Raw genomic sequence first — 15,551 nt, 5'->3', positions numbered from 1 at the left:
GGCAGCGACGGCCTCCTGCCGTTGTCGTGTCCCGAGTCGGCCAGGATCCGGCATGCGCTCTCGAATTCATCCCTCTCGAGTCTGCCGGATCCTCATGGCGTTCGTGATTCATGCATCTCGGATCAGGCTGTCCTGGATCAGGCAGTACCGGCCAGCGACAGAAAGATCCCGGCCAGGGTGGCCGACATCAGGTTGGAGAGCGTGCCGGCGAGTACCGCCTTGAGCCCGTAACGAGCGATCTCCGGGCGACGGCTGGGGGCCAGCGTGCCGAGACCGCCGAGCAGGATCGCGATGGAGGATAGGTTGGCGAATCCGCAAAGCGCGAACGACAGGATCGCGGCGGTGTGGGCGGACATCGCTTGCCCGGTCGCTTCCACCATGGTGTCGCCGCTGATGTAGGGCGCCAGATTGATATAGGCCACGAATTCGTTGACCACCAGCTTCTGACCGATGAACGAGCCTGCCAGCGTCGCTTCATGCCAGGGAATGCCGAGCACGAACGCCAGCGGCGAGAACAGCCAGCCGAGGATCATCGACAGGCTCAACGAGTCCATCCCGAACCAGCCGCCGACACCACCCAGGATGCCGTCGATCATCGCGATCAGGCCGATGAAGGCCAACAGCATGGCGCCGACATTGGCGGCCAGCATCAGGCCCGATGAGGCGCCGGACGCGGCAGCGTCAAGCACGTTGGCCGGCTTGTCCTCGGCTTCCAGCACGTCCTTGGCCTGACGCGTGTCATCGTCGGGATTCTCCGTCTCCGGCATCAGAATCTTGGCGAATAGCAAACCGCCGGGCGCGGCCATGAACGAGGCGGCGATCAGGTATTCCATGGGAATGCCGAGCTCGGCGTAACCGGCGAGAACGGAACCGGCAACGGATGCGAGCCCGCCACACATGACTGCGAACAGTTCAGACTTGGTCATGCTGGCCAGGAACGGGCGTACCACCAGCGGAGCCTCGGTCTGGCCGACGAAGATATTGGCGGTGGCGGAGAGCGATTCAGTGCGCGAGGTGCCCAGGACCTTCTGCAGCGCGCCACCCAGAATCCGCACGACCCACTGCATGATGCCCAGATAGTAGAGAACGGCCGTCAGCGACGAGAAGAAGATGATGATCGGCAGCACCTTGATCGCGAAGACGAAGCCGACATTGGTCGGATCGGCGAGGTTGCCGAACAAAAAGCCGATGCCGTCGTTGGCATAGCTGATGACCTGGCTGACGGCACTGGAGACGGATCCCAGCACGGCCTGCCCGAAGGGCACGTAGAGCACGAAAGCCCCGATGCCGGCCTGAATGGCAAAGGCGCCGATGACGGTGCGCAGGCTGATCGCCCGGCGGTTGCTCGAAAAGATCAGCGCGATCAGCAGTAGCACGACGACGCCGACCAGACCCATGAGGAGTGTCATGTTGTTGTCCTTGGTGTTGGTCCCGGTAGGTAGAAAACGCGATGGGAAAGAGCGATTTCTTGAGATCTTTTTAACATTTTTTGGTTTTGTTCGTCACTTGTTGTTTTTATCGTCACAAGCTCATAGAGTAGCGAAAAGCGAACTATTGCCCATATATAGTGTTTTTGGGCGCTTTTCAGCAAATCGTCATCGATAGTTGCGAGGCAGAATGCCGGTCGAGGTGCAAAGCCGGGAATGTAAGAATAGTCACAAAATGGGAACCAACACGCCATAACAACAAAGTAGGGGGATGGCATGGTAGAGAAAATTGCGCAGCCGGTCGCGTGGTCGGCGAGAGTGTGGTCGACGGGGAGAAGTGCCAGCTTGCTGGCGCTGTCGCTAGGCGTAGGGTCGATGACGCTGGCAGCCGCGCCGACGTGGGCAGATGACCAGGGCGAGGCGCCGGTCATCGAGCAGGAGACGCCTGACGAAGGACCAACGTCGGAAGGGCAGACGGCCGATGGTCCCTATCTTTCCGACTGGTACCACCAGAACGTCACGGTCATCGGCAGCAAGAACATTCGCTTCGGGCCGCAGCAGGTTGACGATATCTATCTGGAGTATGAGTTTTTCGGGCGTAAAGGGCCGCTGGATCTTTACGGCTATATCGATTTTCCCAAGTTCTTCGGTACCGGCAACGCCGCGGATAGCGGGATCTTCGACAAGGGCTCGCCGGTGTTCATGGAGCTGGAACCGCGGCTGTCGATCGACGACATGACCGGTCAGGACCTGAGCGTCGGCCCGTTCAAGGAGTGGTTCGTCGCCTTCGACTACATCTTCGACTGGGGCCACACCACGGAAAGCCGTCAGAACACGCTCTATGCCGGTCTGGGCACCGATATCGAGACCGGTTCCCCGCTGGGGCTCTCGTTCAACTTCTACAAACGTCGCCAGTGGGAAAACTACGGCGCCGCCAACGAGAACTCGTGGGACGGCTATCGCGCGCAGCTGAACTACTCCTATCCGTTGGGCAGCTTCGATAACGGTGCCTCACTGGTCTACGTCGGCTTCACCAACCACGACTTCGGCTCGGATCTGGGCGATAACGACCCGACCCGTACCAACGAGTCGACCGTGGCGACCAACGTGCTGCTGTACCAGTTCACGCATCTGCGGTTCATGGCAGTGGCGCGTTACTTCCATAACGGTGGCCAATGGAACGATGGCGAAATGGCGCCGTTCCCCAACAGCCACGGCGATGGTTTCGAGCTGCGCTCCACCGGCTGGGGTTACTACTTCGGCGTCGGCTGGCAGTTCTGACTTGGCAGTTCTGGCTTAGCAGCACTGGTCCGACAGTTCTGATCTGACATTTCTGGTCTAAACGCTCCTATCTGACAGCGATGGGCGTTATCGACGAGGAGCCTCCGGGCTCCTCGTTGCGTTCCAGAGAGAGATCGGGGATAAGGTCGATGGGCCGACAACATCGGGAGAACGTCATGAATGGTCGCAGTGCGGTACGGCTGGAAAGACTTCGCGAGGCGATCAGGCGCAGTGGAACCCTTCCGTTGGCCGAGGCGGCAACGCTGTGCGACGTTTCCGAGATGACGGTGAGGCGGGATATCGCTGCCAGCAATGGTTCCATCGTCTCCTTCGGCGGGCATCTGGTCATGGCCGACAACCCCCAGTTCACCGCTGCCTACAACCTCGATGCCCAGAAGGACCGCTACGCCAAGGCCAAGCAGCGTCTCTGCGAGACCGTGACATCGATGATCGAAGAGGGCGATACCGTGTTCGTCGACTGCGGCACCACCTTGATGCCGCTATGTGCACTGCTGCCGCGCGACATGAACGTGACCATCGTCACCTACGCGCTCAACGTCGCCAACGCCTTCAGCCAGCGCGACATGCCCAATATGCGCCTCGTCGTGCTCGGAGGCCTCTACTACGCCGCTTCGGAATCCTTCGGCGGGCAGGACGTCACCACGGCGATCCGCCGTCTGGGTATCAACAAGGCGCTGATTTCCGCAGCCGGTGTCCATGTCGACAAGGGCGCCAGCTGCTTCCATTTTCATGAGGTGGCACCCAAACAGGCCGCCATCGAACATGCAGAACGGCGCATCATCGTCGCCGACGAGAGCAAGCTCGACGTGATGCGCGCAGCGTTCTTCGCCGACCTGTCCGATTTCGACACGCTGGTCACCACCGGCGACCCGGGTCGAGCATGGCGCGCTCGAATGAATGAGAGCGATGCCCCGAAGGTCGAAGTGGTTTGAATTCTCCTGTCGTGAGTGGGTATTGGTGACAGCTAAATCCTGCTTTGTGCAGGAAGTATTCGTCTTGTCGCGGGGGTAGGATGGCTGGACTTCCTACTTTTCGAACAGGTGACCGGATCGATGTCCTTTTCATCAACGCCTTCATCATCGTCTCTTCAGAATCAATTCGTATCGCTCAAAGCGCCCGCTGATGCCGCCTACTATCCCGCCGCCATCGTCGGCTTCGATGCCACCGACATGGGGCGCTACGCCTTGCGCTCTCCCGCAAGCGGAGAGGTGATAGCCGAAGTCGCCGACTGCGGTGTCGAACAGGCCAGGCTTGCCGCCGACAATGCCCAGCGTGGCTTCGAGTCTTGGCGCAAGACCACTGCCTTCGAGCGTGCGGTGCTGCTCAAGGCCTGGCACCAGGCGATGCTCGAGGCCAAGGAGATCCTCGCCGTGACCATGGCGCGGGAGATGGGCAAGCCGATCCGCGAAGCGCGGGGTGAAGTCGATTACGCTGCCAGCTTCCTGGAGTGGTACGCCGAGCAGGCCAAGCGCATCGACGGCGATATCCTGCCCAGCCAGCATCCGGACAAGCGGCTCGCCGTGCTGCGTCAGCCGGTCGGCCCGGTATTGGCGATCACGCCCTGGAACTTCCCGGCGGCAATGATCACCCGCAAAGTGGCACCGGGGCTGGCGGCAGGCTGCTCGGTGATCGTCAAGCCGGCGGAGCAGACGCCGATCACGGCGCTGCTGCTGGCCCAGCTGTGGCAGCAGGCCGGCGGGCCGCCAGAGGTGTTCCAGGTCATCACCGCTGAGCGCCCGGCCGCAATCAGCGATGAACTGATGAGCGACCGACGCATCCGCAAGGTCACCTTCACCGGCAGCACGCCGGTCGGCAAGCATCTCTACGCCAAATCCGCCGCGACCATGAAGCGAATGTCGCTGGAGTTGGGCGGCCATGCGCCGTTTCTGGTTTTCGACGATGCCGATATCGAGGCCGCCGTCACCGAAGTGATGGCGAGCAAGTTCCGCAACGGCGGCCAGACCTGCGTCTGTGCCAACCGCATCTATGTACAGCGTGGCATTCTCGAGGCGTTCTCCGCGCGTCTGACCGCTGCGGTGGACGCGCTCTGCGTCGGCCAGCCAGAAGACGAGTCGACCCAGATCGGCCCGCTGGCCAGCCAGGCTGGGCGCGACAAGGCGCAGTCTCACATCGACGATGCGCTGGCCAAGGGCGCGAAGCGTTTGACGGCGGAGCGGGATGTCGACGGCTTCTTCGTCGCGCCGACGGTGCTGGCGGACGTCACCAGCGACATGCAGATCATGCAGGAAGAGACTTTCGGCCCCGTGGCACCGCTGATCGTCTTCGACAGCGAAGACGAGGCGGTCGCGGCGGCCAACGCCACGCCGTTCGGGCTCGCCGCGTATCTGTGGACGCGAAATCTGGGCCGCGCGTCGCGCGTCTCCGAGGCGCTGGATTACGGCATCGTCGGGGTCAACGACGGTGCGCCTTCCGTACCGCAGGCGCCGTTCGGTGGGGTCAAGGATAGCGGTCTCGGCCGTGAGGGCGGCCGCTACGGCATCGACGAATATCTCGATCTCAAGTTCGTCTCGACGCGACTGGACGGCTGATGACGAACCGGGATGAAGCGCCCGTCGGCGCGCGGTTAGCGATCGAACTCGATCTTGCCACGGCGCTGCGGGAAACCAATTTGCGCCATGCTCGGGTGGTGGCCGGCGAGCGCTCGCTAGGGCGGCCGCTGAGCTGGGTCCATATGGTCGATCATCCCGACATCATCGCCTGGGTTCGTGAAGGCCAGCTACTGCTGACCACCGGCTATCACTGGCCCGACGAGCCGAAGGCCGAGCGAGCGCTGATCGAGGCGCTAGTCGACAAGGGCCTGGCCGGCGTGGCGCTGGCGGTGCCCCGATTTCTGACCGCATTCCCGGAGACCAGTCGTCGCGTGGCCGAATCGCTCGACTTTCCGCTGTTGGAAATTCCCTGGGACGTGCCGTTCAGCCAGATCACCGAAGAAGTGCATGCCTGGCTGATTGCACGGCAGGGCCAGCTGATCGCGCGGGCGGAACGTATTCACCGCGATCTCACCCGTTCGGCCCTGACGGCGCGGAGCTTGGGCGACATCGCCACGGCGTTGAGCCTTTTGCTCGAGCGGGACGTGCTCTTCACCGGGCTGGAGGGTGAATGGCTGGGCGGCAGTGCCGAGTTCGATGCCATGCGCCAGCCTACGCCGGCCATGCTGAGCGAGGCGCAGTTTCTGGACGAGGCCACGGCTCGCTCTCTCGGCGAGAGGGACGGGGGCCGGTTGCTGGCCTGTCCGGTCCGAATTCAGGGGGCGCCGGCTGCCATGCTGTGGATCGATGAGACGGTATCCCCGATCAGCGAGCTCGAACAGCGGGCGGCCGAGCAGGCCGCGTTGATCTCGGCGCTCCACCTGTCCCACCAGCAGGCGCTGCAGGCGCAGGAAACCCGGTTGGGTTACGCCTTCGTCGACTCGCTGCTCGAGGGTCGGTTCGAGGCCACGCCGGCGGCCCTGGAGCGGGCGTCTTTGCATGGGTGGGATCCTCACGCCGGCTATCACGTCTGCGCGATTCTGCTCAACGAGCCGGTACCACTGAGCCGGGAAGGTTTGCTACGACGCGAACGGTGGGAGCGCCGGCTAGGCGATCGTCTCGAGGCGCTCGGCCTGCCACGGTTGATCTCCGTGTCGCTCAATCAGCTGCTGTTCCTGGTGCGTGCCGAGGTCTCGACCGAGGTGCTGTGGCGGGCGTTGAGCGACGGCGAGGCCGCCATGGCGGTCAGTCGTAAGGTGCAGGGCGCGACAGCCATCGCCGAGGGCGCCGGTGACGTGGCCCGACTGCTGCCCTCGCTCAAGGCCGGCGAGCGCCGGGATTTTGAAACCTTGTTGTTCAGCCGAGTACTGGAAGGCGACGGTGAGGCTCGACGACTGTTTCTCGAGCGTATTTCACGCGCCCTGGGGCAAGGCGCGCGACGGCAGAACGCTATCGAGACGCTCACGGCACTGGCGCACAGCGGTTTTCAGCTGGCGCAGACGGCGCGTGCCCTCGATATTCACATCAGCACCCTTCGCTATCGCATCGAGCGGCTAGAGACCGCGCTTGCCATGGACCTGAACGACGTCGACACCCGGCTGCAGCTACAGGTGGCGATGCGCCTACTCAGTGCCGATGCCGATTGGTGATCGACAGATAATCGAAGGACGCATTCGAACCTCCGGCCCGATGTCCACAGAACCGTGCCAGACATGATCAGACACAGAAGAGAGAGACCCTCATGCAACTGACCGATTTCACCACCCTGACGTTCGACGTCTACGGCACTCTGATCGACTGGGAGAGCGGCATGGTCGCCGGGCTGCAGCCGCTACTCGAACGAACCGGCCGGAATCTGAGCCGCGATCAGATTCTCGAGGCGCACGCCCGGCACGAATCGACCCAGCAGCGTTACACGCCGCATCTGCAGTATCGGCTACTGCTGGCGGTCGTCTACAAGCGTCTGGCGGAGGAGTGGGGCGTGGCGGTGAGCCACGACGAGTGCCTGGCCTATGGCGACTTCGTCAAGCAGTGGCCGGCTTTCGCCGATACTGCCGAGTCACTCGCCTACCTCAAGCAGCACTACCAGCTGGTCGTGCTCTCCAACGTGGATAACGAGAGCTTTGCCTACAGCCAGCGCAAGCTAGGCGTCGAGTTCGATGCGGTCTACACCGCCGAAGATATCGGTTCCTACAAGCCGGCACAGCGCAACTTCGACTACATGCTGGAAAAGCTCGGCGAGCGCGGCATCGACAAGTCGCAGATCCTGCATACCGCCGAGAGCATGTTCCACGATCATCAGCCCGCCAACCACAATGGCCTCGCCAACTGCTGGATCTACCGCCGCCACGACAAGGAAGGTTTCGGCGCGACGATGAACCCCGGCGACATGCCGACGGTCGACTTCCGTTTTAACAGCATGGCGGAACTGGCCGAAGCGCATCGGCAGTCGATGTGATCGGGCTCTAGCGACGCGAAGACCACACCTGCGCTTCGCTGATGCCCAGCGTCGCAAACTCTTCCCGCCGCAGCGGGGCTTCTTCCCGCATGAAGAATTCGTCCAGCTGCGGCGGAGCGACGTCGGTTTCCGAAAGCATGGCGTGAACCTGGCCGCGGTGATGGGTCTGATGCACGAACAGATGGGCCAGCACGCGATGTGCCGGTTCGAGTTGCCGGCGATCGGCCCGTTCGAGTGCGATGTCGGCGGTCAGCTGGGCATCGTCGAGTGCGTTGCAGATCGCGATCAAGCGTCTATCCAGTGTTTCCTGGGCGGGCCACAGCGTGTCGACACGAGAGTAGGGCCGCTCGTCATCGAAGGCGCGCTGGCCCAGCGTGCCGCCTTCTAGGGCATCGATATAGTAGGCGTCGACGATCAGGATATGGTTGAGCGTGGCGTGAATCGACGGGAAGAAGCTGCTCCGTCGCGCCTGAAACGCGTTCTCGGGCAGGCGGGCACAGGCCTTCAACAGCCGATGGTTCGACCACAGGTTGCAGTAGGCTTGCTGGCGAAAATATTCGATCATGGTTCGGCACCGACTCAATCGTCTTCTTTCCAGCATCTCAGGAATCGTCATGGAAATGCTACACGGCCTGATCGTCATCACTTTCGTGCATTTACTGGCGGCTGCCTCGCCGGGGCCGGACTTCGTGCTGGTGACCCAGCAGACACTGAATCACGGTAAGCGCGTCGGGCTGTTGTGTAGTCTCGGCATCGCGCTGGGGTTATCCATTCATATCGTCTATTCCGCCTTCGGGCTTGCCGCGGTGATCGCCAACTCCGCCGAGGCGTTGTGGGCGATCAAGCTACTGGGCGGAACCTACCTGTTTTATCTCGGCGTCAAGGGATTACGCTCGCGTCCGGCCTCCACCGAAGCGAGCCCGAGCGCGGTGGCCGTCGCGCCGCCCCGTTCGGCGCTGCGCACCGTCGGTATGGGATTTCTCTGCAACGCGCTCAATCCCAAGGCGCCGATCTACTTCGTCTCGCTGTTCACCATCGTGCTGTCACCCGATATGCCGCTCTACCAGATCGCCATCTACGGCGCCTGGATCATGCTGATCCAGCTCGGCTGGTTCTCGGCGGTGGCTTTGTTGCTCTCCACGCCGCCGATCCATCGCGCGTTCAAGCGTTTCAGCCACTGGATCGATCGGGTGCTGGGTGTGGCGATGATCGCACTGGGCATCAAGGTGCTGGCGACACGGGTGTAGAACGGTCGGCTTTCTTCCTCGCGTCATTTTCGGCATCCTGAGTCGCATCCATTCCAATGGCGAGGAGCGCTCGTGAAGACTTGGCTGCGTGAGTTACCCAAGGTCGAACTGCATTTACATATCGAGGGTTCGCTGGAGCCGGAGCTGATGTTCTCGCTGGCGGCGCGTAACAACGTTTCTCTCCCCTACGCGACAGTGGACGAGGTGCGGGCTGCCTACGATTTCAGCGACCTGCAGTCGTTCCTGGATCTCTATTATCAGGGGATGCGGGTGTTGCGCACCGAGCAGGATTTCTACGACCTGGCGATGGCGTATCTGGGACGAGCGCAGGAAGAGGGCGTGGTGCATGTCGAGCTGTCGTTCGACCCGCAGGCGCACTTGAGTCGAGGTGTCGAGCTGGCGGTGCCGTTCGAAGGCCTGCGACGTGCCATGCGGGATGCAGCGCGTCAATGGGACATGACAACAGCGCTGATCATGAGTTTCCTGCGTGATCGCGATGCCACTGATGCGATGGACTTGCTGGAGAAAGCGGCGCCCTATTACGAGTTGATCGATGCCGTCGGTCTCGACAGTGCGGAAATGGGCAATCCGCCCGCCAAGTTCGCAGCCGTATTCGAACGGGCCAAGGCGTTGGGCATTCCCCGCGTGGCGCATGCCGGAGAAGAAGGCCCGGCGGCTTATATCAGCGAAGCGCTGGATGTGCTCGATATCTGCCGGGTCGATCATGGTGTCGCCTGCCTGCAGGATGCCGAACTCGTCGAACGGCTGCGTGAGTCGCAGATTCCGCTGACGGTCTGCCCGCTTTCCAACGTGCGATTGAAGGTCGTCCAGGCGATGACCGACCACCCGCTACCGGCGATGCTCGAGCAGGGGGTGAAAGTGACGCTCAATTCCGATGATCCGGCCTATTTCGGCGGCGGGGTGCTGGAGAACTACATCGCCTGTTTCGAGGCGTTCGATTGGGATCGCGATCTGTTCAGGGAGTTGGCGGGCAATGCCATCGAGGTCGCGTTCATGTCTGAAGAGCGCCGCAGCGAGCTGTTGAAGCGATTGTCGAGCTGCTGATCGGTTTCGAATCTGGTGTCACGACTGCCCGGCGACGATGCCGGGCAGATTCGTTCAGGGCGGCAAGCCATCAGGCGGTGACGTCCTGCGATGCTCCCGCCAGCGCGGCCAGAAACGGGACCAGTCGATCGAGTGCTTCCCTGGCAAGCGCGGGGTCGATGGCGAAGCAGATCCGCAGATAGTCTTCGCCTTCCGGGCCGAAAGCGCTGCCTGGCGCCACGCCGACTTTGGCCTCCCGCAGGATCCGCTTGGCCGTGTCCAGGCTCGAGCCGCCCAGACCGTGCACCTTGAAAAAGAGATAGAAGGTGCCCTGCGGAGAAAACACCGTCACGTTGTCCAGCGCCGCCAGACCCTCGACCAGTATATCCCGCGAGGCCTGACAGCGTTCGACCTGTTCAGCGATGAAGGCGTCGCCATCTTCCAGCGCCGCGATACAGGCCCGCTGGATGAACGATGCCACGCCCGTGGTGTTGTACTGGCATAGTCGAGCGAAAAGCTGATCCATACCCTGCGGGAACACGATCCAGCCCGCGCGCCAGCCGGTCATGCACCAGTTCTTGGAGAACGTGTTGGTTACCAGCAGTTTTTCGTCTGGCTCGCAGATCTGCAGGAAAGAGGCCGCCGGGCCGTGTCCACTCGGCTGCTGCCCGCCGTCCTGACCTCGATCATCATAGACGAAGTGGTTGTAGACCTCGTCGGCCACGATCCAGAGGTCTTTCTCCCGACAGAAGTCTCGCAACCGCTCCATGTCCCGGAGCGGCATGCGCCAGCCCGTAGGATTGGAAGGCGAGTTGATGAAAACCGCGCGGGTGCGGTCCGTCACTTTCGCGAACAGCTTGTCCAGATCGAGCTCGATTCTGCCATCGGGGTAAAAACCGAAGGGAACCGATACGTTCACGCCGCCGACGATCTCGATCATCTGGCGGGCATTGGGCCAGGCGGGCGTCGGCATGATGACTTCGCTGCCCTCGTCGAGAATCGCCTGCATAGCCATGGTGACGGCGTTCATGCCGCCAATGGAAACGCAGAAGCGCTCGCTGGAGACATCGACCTGCCAGTGCCGACGATGGTAGCCGGAGAGCGCTTGGCGAAGCTCGGGCAAGCCCTGAGAGTAGCTGTAGCGGGTATCGTCCTGTCCCAGTGCATCCACCGCCGCCTGCTTGATGTAATCCGGAGTAGGCAGATCTCCCTCGCCGATCCATAGCCTCACGACCGAGGCGTCATGACGGGCTAGATCCGCGACGGCGACGATCTGGTTGTCGGGCATTTCCTGAACGCGGGAAGAGCAGTATCGGCGCAGGCCGGCGGGGATGACATCGGACATGGAAGGGCTCGCTGTTGGCATCGAAAGTGGAAATCTGGCCTTGATCGATCATATAACGCTCACCGTTGGCATGCTAATTGGCGCTTTGATCGGACGGATGCCAGTTAACCTCTCGCAAGAGTCTCTATTTGCTAAGCTTTGTAAAAAGTCGCGCGACAATTAATGAGAACGTACCAGGGCATAAATAAAATTATGTTGATCCTGGATACTAAACGGTTACATTTTGCGCATTGATGAAGTTTACTTCGTCTCCGCTTTTCCAGATTGCTGAGGTAGATACCGATGGCTGCTCTCGTCACTATCGTCCGAGTGGATGGCAATGTTTTCCTGATGGATCCCCGCAAGCCCGTGGTTCAGGGGATGGCGATTCCAGAAGGTGCCTCGTTGTTCGCCCCGGATGGTGGTCGTCTTGTGCTTGCCGACGGAACGATCCTGCCGTTGAACGCCGGGCAACCGGTGACTCTGCAGATCATCGAAGGCGTTGCCACGGTCATCGCAGCGGACCCCGCTTCTGCGGATCCCGATGTGGCATCGCTCCAAGCGGCCATTGCGTCCGGTCAGGATCCGACCGCGATTCAGGAAGCGCCTGCAGCCGGCGCCGGGGCAGATGGTGGCGGGAATCTATCGGAGGGTGGCGGATTCTCCGCACCTTTCGATATCGCTCGAACCGGACGTGAAGAGTCCAGCACCTACCGCTATGCGGCGTCTTCCTCGGATCTCGGTCGAGTGACGGTGACGCCCGCGAGCTTCAGCCCTGAAGCCAGTTCGACAACGGGTGAGGGTACGGGGCCATCACCGGTGGTCAGCGTCAGTCTCGATGCCATTGCGATCGACGATATCGTCAACCTGGCGGAGTCGGGACAGAGCATTACGCTCAGCGGTAAAGGCGGCGGTGATGCCGTCGCTGGTGATCAGGTCACGGTCACGATTGGTGGCGTCGCCTATTCTACGGTTCTGGGCGAGGATCTTGGCTTCTCGGTGGTCGTTCCGGGAGGCCTGCTGGCGCAATTTCCATCGGCAACGGCGACCTTGACGCATGTCGGTGAAGGCAGTGTGGTCACGGCGACATCGACGCGGCCCTACAGTGTCGATGTCGACGCGCCGGCGCCAACCGTACAGTTGAACACGATTGCGGGTGACGACGTCGTCAATGCCGCAGAGTCCGGGCAGCCCGTGACACTGACGGGGCGCGCGGGCGGCGATGCCGTCGCTGGAGATATTGTTACCGTCGCCATCGGTGGCCAACAGTATCAGGCGGCGGTCGCTGACGATCTGACCTTCAGCGTCGTGGTGCCAGGCAGCCTCCTCGCCAGCGCGGCGGGCTCAACGGTCACGGCGGTCATCAGTCACACCGACGCCGCCGGTAATACCGGCACGGCAACGACGACGCACGCTTATGGTGTCGATACCACTGCGCCGACGCTCGGGATCACGCTGGACACCATCGCCGGTGATAATGTCGTCAACGCGGCCGAAGCCAACCAATCGATCCCGGTGAGCGGCCAGGTCAGCGGCGAATACGCCAGCGGCGATCGCGTGACGCTGACGGTCGGAAATCAAACCTATACCGGCAGCGTCAAGGCCGACGGCTCGTTCTCGATCAACGTGCCGGGCTCACAGCTGGCGAGCAATTCCAGCGTCAGCGCGGTGGTCAGCCACACCGATGCGGCGGGCAATACCGGCAGCGCCAATACCGCCGGCAGCTATGACGTCGACACCGTCGCGCCGAGCGTCTCGATCAGCCTCGATACAGTGGCCGGCGACGACGTCATCAACGCGGCGGAAGCCAAGAGCAACGTCAGCGTCTCCGGCACCGCCGGCGGCGACGCGGCCCAAGGCGATACGGTGACGATCTCCGTGGGCGGCCAGAACTACACCACGACGGTCGGGGCCAATGGGTCCTTCAGCGTGGCGGTGCCGGGAACGGTGCTGGCGAATGCCGGCACCGACAGCATCCGTGCATCCGTGTCTCACACCGACGCCGCCGGTAATACCGGCACGGCAACGACGATACATGCCTACGGCGTCGATACCACCGCGCCGACGCTCGGCATCACGTTGGATACCATCGCCGGTGACAATGTCGTCAACGCGGCCGAAGCCAATCAATCGATCCCGGTGAGCGGCCAGGTCAGCGGCGAATACGCCAGCGGCGATCGCGTGACGCTGACGGTGGGTAATCAGTCCTACACCGGCACGCTCAAGGCCGACGGCACGTTTTCGATCAACGTGCCGGGCTCACAGCTGGCGAGCAATTCCAGCGTCAGCGCGGTGGTCAGCCACACCGACGCGGCGGGCAATACCGGCAGCGCCAATACCGCCGGCAGCTATGGCGTCGACACCGTCGCGCCGAGCGTCTCGATCAGCCTCGACACCGTGGCTGGCGATGACGTGATCAATGCCGCCGAATCGCGGCAAAACGTTACCCTGAGTGGCACCGCGGGCCGCGACGCAGCCCAAGGCGATACGGTGACGGTCTCCGTGGGCGGCCAGAACTACATCACGACGGTGGGCGCCAATGGCATCTTCAGCGTGGCGGTACCGGGAACGGTGCTGGCGAATGCCGGCACCGACAGCATCCGTGCATCCGTGTCTCACACCGACGCTGCCGGCAACACCGGCACGGCGACGACGACACATGCCTACGGCGTTGATACCGCCGCGCCGAGCGTCTCGATCAGCCTCAACACCGTGGCTGGCGATGACGTGATCAATGCCGCCGAATCGCGGCAGAACGTTACCCTGAGTGGCACCGCCGGCGGCGACGCGGCCCAGGGCGATACGGTGACGGTCTCCGTGGGTGGCCAGAACTACACCACGACGGTCGGGGCCAATGGCACCTTCAGCGTGGCGGTACCGGGAACGGTGCTGGCGAATGCCGGTACCGACAGCATCCGTGCCTCCGTGTCTCACACCGACGCCGCCGGTAATACCGGCACGGCAACGACGACACATGCCTACGGCGTCGATACCACCGCGCCGACAGCGATTGCCGACACGGGTTCGACCCAGCAGGAGCAGGCGCTGAGCATCGATGCTGCGCACGGTGTTCTAGCCAACGATGCCGACTTGGGTAGCGATAAGTCGACGCTGCATGTCGTCGCTATCAATGGCAGCTCGGAGGGCGTTGGAAAATCCATTGCCGGCTCTAACGGCGGAACGTTCATCGTTCAATCCGACGGCAGTTATCGATTTTTGCCGGGCGATACATACAACTCACTCGCTGCGGGCGAAAAAACCACGTCCCAGATCAGTTACACCGTCAGTGATGGCCACGGCAATGTTTCAGTAACCACATTGACTGCAACGATCGTTGGTACGAACGATGTGGCTATCATCAGCGGTCCTGCTGTTGGTAGCGTCGTTGAAGATAGCAACGTTAGCGGTGGGAAACTTACTACGACGGGTTCGCTCTCGGTAACCGACATCGATACCGGGCAGTCGAGTTTCAACCTGAGTAGCGTGACCTTCACGGGCGCTAGTGGAACGACTAATGGCGTCACCTCTTCGTTGGGCTCGCTCTCCGTTACGGCTGACGGTCTATGGACCTTCAATGCCGATAACAGTAAGGTTCAATACCTTGCTGAAGGTCAGGTTCGGACCGAGGCATTTACGGTGAAATCGGCTGATGGTTCCGCGAGTCAGACCATCACTATCAATATTATCGGTACTAACGATGCCCCGGTCCTCCGTGCCGACACCGGCAGCACGGGCGAGAACGCTACTCTCAATGTCGCCGCGGCCCAGGGCGTGCTGGCCAATGACAGCGATGTCGATGGAGGCATCCTGAGCGTCGGCGCTGTCAACGGCGTAGCAGGTAGCGTGGGGCAGGCCATCACCGGCTCCAACGGTGGGACCTTTACCCTTAACGCCGACGGCTCCTACAGCTTTAATCCGGGTTCGGCGTTCGATCGCCTGGCCGCGGGTCAGACCGACACCACTAAAGTCAGCTACACCGTCAGCGACGGCCAGGGCGGCACGGCCACCTCGACGTTGACTGTAACCGTGATCGGTACCAACGATGTGCCAGTGGCCCGGGCTGATACCGGCAGCATCGGTGAGAACAGCGCTCTCAGCGGGCAGGTGCCGGCAGCGACCGATATCGATGGCACCATCGCCGGTTACGACCTGGCGACGGATGTTGGCACCGGCAACGGCAGCCTCAGCTTTAATAGCGACGGCAGCTACAACTTCACGCCGGGCACCGACTTCGACACTCTGGCCGCCGGCGAGAGCCGC

At 62.1% G+C, this 15,551-nt stretch carries 11 protein-coding genes; 8 read left to right on the top strand and 3 right to left on the bottom strand.

What is annotated here, in order from left to right; translation table 11 throughout:
• Positions 1-137 precede the first annotated feature (137 nt).
• Positions 138-1,409, bottom strand: a complete 1,272-nt coding sequence (locus DOM58_RS00055) for a NupC/NupG family nucleoside CNT transporter (protein WP_110691290.1) — start codon at positions 1,407-1,409, stop codon at positions 138-140.
• A 294-nt stretch (positions 1,410-1,703) separates the two neighbouring features.
• Between DOM58_RS00055 and DOM58_RS00050 the strand changes: the two genes are divergently transcribed.
• From DOM58_RS00050 to DOM58_RS00030, 5 genes are all read left to right on the top strand, one after another.
• A complete protein-coding gene (locus DOM58_RS00050; RefSeq protein ID WP_245392084.1) occupies positions 1,704-2,708 on the top strand; it encodes a nucleoside-specific channel-forming protein Tsx in 1,005 nt (334 codons plus the stop codon).
• 176 nt (positions 2,709-2,884) lie between these two features.
• Positions 2,885-3,661, top strand: a complete 777-nt coding sequence (locus DOM58_RS00045; RefSeq protein WP_110691289.1) for a DeoR/GlpR family DNA-binding transcription regulator — start codon at positions 2,885-2,887, stop codon at positions 3,659-3,661.
• 120 nt (positions 3,662-3,781) lie between these two features.
• Positions 3,782-5,278, top strand: coding sequence for an NAD-dependent succinate-semialdehyde dehydrogenase (locus DOM58_RS00040; protein WP_223162110.1), 1,497 nt, complete (start codon positions 3,782-3,784; stop codon positions 5,276-5,278).
• The gene (locus DOM58_RS00035; RefSeq protein WP_110691288.1) at positions 5,278-6,867 is read left to right on the top strand and encodes a PucR family transcriptional regulator; all 1,590 of its coding nucleotides are present in this window, start codon (positions 5,278-5,280) and stop codon (positions 6,865-6,867) included. Before DOM58_RS00040 ends, DOM58_RS00035 begins: the two co-directional genes overlap by 1 nt.
• A gap of 92 nt (positions 6,868-6,959) precedes the next feature.
• Positions 6,960-7,676, top strand: coding sequence for a haloacid dehalogenase type II (locus DOM58_RS00030; RefSeq protein ID WP_110691287.1), 717 nt, complete (start codon positions 6,960-6,962; stop codon positions 7,674-7,676).
• A gap of 7 nt (positions 7,677-7,683) precedes the next feature.
• On the opposite strand, the gene DOM58_RS00025 is transcribed toward DOM58_RS00030, so the two are convergent.
• Complete coding sequence (locus DOM58_RS00025) at positions 7,684-8,241, bottom strand: DinB family protein (RefSeq protein ID WP_110691286.1); 558 nt, start codon at positions 8,239-8,241, stop codon at positions 7,684-7,686.
• A 49-nt stretch (positions 8,242-8,290) separates the two neighbouring features.
• On the opposite strand from DOM58_RS00025, the gene DOM58_RS00020 reads away from it, so the two are divergent.
• Positions 8,291-8,923, top strand: coding sequence for a LysE family translocator (locus DOM58_RS00020; protein ID WP_075563071.1), 633 nt, complete (start codon positions 8,291-8,293; stop codon positions 8,921-8,923).
• A 72-nt stretch (positions 8,924-8,995) separates the two neighbouring features.
• Positions 8,996-9,988, top strand: a complete 993-nt coding sequence (locus DOM58_RS00015; protein WP_110691285.1) for an adenosine deaminase — start codon at positions 8,996-8,998, stop codon at positions 9,986-9,988.
• A gap of 70 nt (positions 9,989-10,058) precedes the next feature.
• On the opposite strand, the gene DOM58_RS00010 is transcribed toward DOM58_RS00015, so the two are convergent.
• Positions 10,059-11,312 (bottom strand): pyridoxal phosphate-dependent aminotransferase, encoded by a 1,254-nt coding sequence (locus tag DOM58_RS00010; protein WP_110691284.1) that lies wholly within the window; start codon positions 11,310-11,312, stop codon positions 10,059-10,061.
• A 282-nt stretch (positions 11,313-11,594) separates the two neighbouring features.
• Between DOM58_RS00010 and DOM58_RS00005 the strand changes: the two genes are divergently transcribed.
• Positions 11,595-15,551 (top strand): retention module-containing protein (locus DOM58_RS00005; protein ID WP_157957461.1); only part of this gene is annotated, 3,957 nt, incomplete at its 3' end.

The sequence above is a fragment of the Salinicola halophyticus genome, from assembly GCF_003206695.1.
Lineage (GTDB): Bacteria > Pseudomonadota > Gammaproteobacteria > Pseudomonadales > Halomonadaceae > Salinicola > Salinicola halophyticus.
The sequence above is the reverse complement of the archived record's forward strand: the minus strand, read 5'-3'. Positions and strand labels throughout refer to the sequence as shown.

What these genes read in the sequence shown, in the direction of transcription:
- DOM58_RS00055 (WP_110691290.1), bottom strand. Translation starts at nt 1,409, where the DNA reads ATGACACTCCTCATGGGTCTGGTCGGCGTCGTCGTGCTACTGCTGATC.
- DOM58_RS00030 (WP_110691287.1), top strand. Translation starts at nt 6,960, where the DNA reads ATGCAACTGACCGATTTCACCACCCTGACGTTCGACGTCTACGGCACT.
- DOM58_RS00010 (WP_110691284.1), bottom strand. Translation starts at nt 11,312, where the DNA reads ATGTCCGATGTCATCCCCGCCGGCCTGCGCCGATACTGCTCTTCCCGC.
- DOM58_RS00020 (WP_075563071.1), top strand. Translation starts at nt 8,291, where the DNA reads ATGGAAATGCTACACGGCCTGATCGTCATCACTTTCGTGCATTTACTG.
- DOM58_RS00040 (WP_223162110.1), top strand. Translation starts at nt 3,782, where the DNA reads ATGTCCTTTTCATCAACGCCTTCATCATCGTCTCTTCAGAATCAATTC.
- DOM58_RS00045 (WP_110691289.1), top strand. Translation starts at nt 2,885, where the DNA reads ATGAATGGTCGCAGTGCGGTACGGCTGGAAAGACTTCGCGAGGCGATC.
- DOM58_RS00035 (WP_110691288.1), top strand. Translation starts at nt 5,278, where the DNA reads ATGACGAACCGGGATGAAGCGCCCGTCGGCGCGCGGTTAGCGATCGAA.
- DOM58_RS00050 (WP_245392084.1), top strand. Translation starts at nt 1,704, where the DNA reads ATGGTAGAGAAAATTGCGCAGCCGGTCGCGTGGTCGGCGAGAGTGTGG.
- DOM58_RS00025 (WP_110691286.1), bottom strand. Translation starts at nt 8,241, where the DNA reads ATGATCGAATATTTTCGCCAGCAAGCCTACTGCAACCTGTGGTCGAAC.